A 3275-nucleotide genomic window follows, 5' to 3' on the forward strand; every position below is an offset into this window, starting at 1 on the left:
CAGGTAGCCACTACAAGACACCAGCGGGCAGCTGTTTCTCGCCATCACCAAACAGCCGTGGCGGCGTCGCATTTGTCTACCCCGGTGTTGGTACGGTATATCCGGGTATGTTCCGCGAGTTACATCGCTATTTCCCGGCGCTTTATGCCCGCCTTGAGCGTGAAGGCAATCTCAGAGAGATGCTGCAGGCCGAGAAAACATACGGCACAGACCCTGCTGACATGACGTTGGGCGAACTTGCCATTGCCGGTGTCGGTAGCAGCTACCTGCTAACCCAGCTGTTATGTGAAGAGTTTGCGGTGAAGCCTGATTTTGCCCTCGGCTACTCCAAGGGGGAAGCCTCAATGTGGGCCAGCTTGGGCGTATGGAAAAACCCGCATGCCCTGATCGAGATGACCCAGACCAGCCCGATCTTCACCACGGCGATCTCCGGTAAGCTCACCGCCGTTCGTGAAGCGTGGCAGTTAGGTGATAACGATTCGATTAGCTGGAATAGCTTTGTCGTCCGTAGTGAGCCGGAAGCCATTCAAACTCTGCTGCCTGACTTTCCGCATGCTTACCTGGCCATTATTCAAGGTGATACTTGTGTACTGGCCGGTTGTGAGAATGACTGCCGCGCCCTGCTCAAAAAGTTAGGCAAGCGCGGTATTGCTGCGAACCGGGTCACCGCAATGCACACGCCACCTGCAATGAGCCAGCACCAGCAGGTCACTGAGTTTTACTGTCAGCCACTTTGTGATCAGCTGCCAGAGCATATTCGTTTTCTCAGTGCTGCTGGCCTCCTGCCCAAGAATCAAAGTAAGGCAGGTACCCTAAATAAGCCGGTTCAGATTGATAGCCAGAGTATCGCAGATTCCATCGCCGATACCTTCTGCTCGACCTTGGATTTTACGGCGCTGATCCGCAGCGCACGTGAGCAGGGAGCCCGGCTATTTATCGAGGTGGGTGCTGACAGACAAACCTGCACGCTCATCGACAAGATCAACCGTGCCGATAATGTGACAACCGAAAGTTGCACCATCGCGGCAAATGCCAAAGGCGGGGAAGATATTCTCACCCTGCTCAAAAGTCTGGCTCAGCTCATCACACACCAAATCCCACTGTCGCTGGAGCCTTTGTTGCAAGGGCTTGAACAGCAGCAATTGAATGCCTCGTCGGCAGAAAATATTTCTTTGTCGGCGAACAAAATACAAGGAGAGCCAGTTTGAGTTCTCAATACAAAACAACCGACGCGCACAGCACCAGCAAGAAAATTGCAATTGTTGGTTTAGCTAACCAGTATCCAGACGCGGATACGCCAACAGCATTTTGGCAAAACCTGCTAGACAAGAGAGACTCTCGCAGCACATTGAGCGCTGAAAAACTCGGCGCCAATCCCGACAGTTATCAGGGTCAACAGGGAGAGTCCGACCGTTTTTACTGTGATAAAGGCGGTTACATCCAGAACTTCAACTTCGATCCGAGCGGATACCGCTTACCCGCTGAGAAGTTCAAAGGCCTTGACGACAGTTTTCTCTGGGCACTGGATACCACCCGCAAAGCGCTGGCAGACGCTGGGATCCCCTTAAATGCCGCAGTACTAGAGCGTACTGGCGTGATCATGGGGGCATTGTCTTTCCCGACTACACGTTCGAATGATTTATTCTTGCCGCTCTATCACTCTGCGGTAGAAAAAGCACTGCAGGAAAAACTAGCCAATGCGCATTTTTCGCTCAGCCCATCCAATACCGAGGCACGAGACACCAACCCGGCCAACGGTGCCGCAGCACATAATGCCTCCAAGCTAGTTGCCGACGCCCTCGGCTTGGGTAGTGCCCAGCTCAGCCTTGATGCTGCTTGCGCCAGTTCGGTCTACTCGCTAAAACTGGCCTGTGACTACCTCAATACCGGCAAGGCCGATATGATGCTGGCGGGCGCTGTTTCCGGTGCCGACCCGTTCTTCATCAACATGGGTTTCTCGATCTTCCATGCTTACCCGGACCACGGCGTCTCAGTACCGTTCGATAGCAACAGCAAAGGCCTGTTTGCCGGTGAAGGGGCGGGCGTACTGGTACTGAAGCGACTCGAAGATGCAGAGCGCGACGGCGACCATATCTATGCAGTCGTCAGTGGTATCGGCCTCTCTAATGACGGACGTGGCCAGTTTGTCCTTAGCCCTAACAGCAAAGGGCAAGTTCAGGCATTCGAGCGCGCCTATGAGGCTAGCGATTTGTCCCCTGAGAGCATCGAGGTGATTGAGTGTCACGCCACTGGTACTCCTCTGGGTGACAAAGTCGAGCTGACATCCATGGAGCGTTTCTTTGCCGACAAGCTAAACGGGACTCAGGCCCCCTTGATTGGCTCGGCAAAGTCTAACCTTGGTCACTTGCTCACGGCAGCGGGTATGCCCGGGATCATGAAAATGATCTTCGCAATGCGTGACGGTACTCTGCCTCCGAGCATTAATCTGTCAACTCCGCTTTCTTCACCTGACGGTTTATTTGGCTCGCATACATTGCCGACCCAGGTTCAGCCATGGCCAGATAAAGCCGGAAACCCGGCACGACGTGCCGGTGTTTCGGTGTTTGGCTTTGGCGGCTGTAACGCACACCTGTTGCTGGAAGCCTATTCTTCTCACTCGGAGCAACCCGGAATTACGGCTGACGCTCATGTACACAATCAAATACAGAATAAAAAGTCGTCGGTATCAGCTCCGCTGAAAATCACCGGCCTGGCCTCGCACTTCGGCTCGTTGAAAACCATTAATGCACTTAATAAAGCCATCGAAACGAGGGCAGATGCCTTTGTCTCTCTGCCGAAAAAACGCTGGAAAGGGCTGGATCAGCACCCTGAACTATTGAGCCAGTTCGGTTTGCATACCGTGCCCCACGGAGCCTACATTGATCAGTTCGAGCTGGATTTCTTGCGGTTCAAAGTCCCACCCAATGAAGATGATCGTCTGATCTCCCAGCAGTTGCTGCTCATGAAAGTTGCTGACGAAGCAATTCGTGATGCCAAGCTTGAAGCCGGACAAAAAGTTGCCGTTCTGGTGGCGATGGAAACCGAGCTGGAAATGCACCAGTTCCGCGGTCGCGTTAACCTGCATACCCAACTTGCCGATAGCTTGGACAACATGGGGATCACCCTGACTGAAAGCGAATATCAGTCGCTTGAAGCCATTGCCATGGACAGTGTGCTGGATGCCGCCAAGCTCAATCAGTACACCAGCTTTATCGGTAACATCATGGCGTCACGTATCGCCTCGCTGTGGGATTTCAACGGCCCGGCATTTACTA

Annotated in this window: 2 protein-coding genes; both read left to right on the plus strand. The window is 53.5% G+C overall.

The window, feature by feature from the left end:
• A partial coding sequence (locus MHN01_RS21555; protein WP_239413358.1) for a PfaB family protein occupies nt 1-1208 on the plus strand: 1208 nt, incomplete at its 5' end.
• A partial coding sequence (locus MHN01_RS21560) for a beta-ketoacyl synthase N-terminal-like domain-containing protein (protein WP_304622884.1) occupies nt 1205-3275 on the plus strand: 2071 nt, incomplete at its 3' end. The genes MHN01_RS21555 and MHN01_RS21560, both read left to right, overlap by 4 nt.

This window comes from Photobacterium sp. OFAV2-7, assembly GCF_022347985.1.
Lineage (GTDB): Bacteria > Pseudomonadota > Gammaproteobacteria > Enterobacterales > Vibrionaceae > Photobacterium.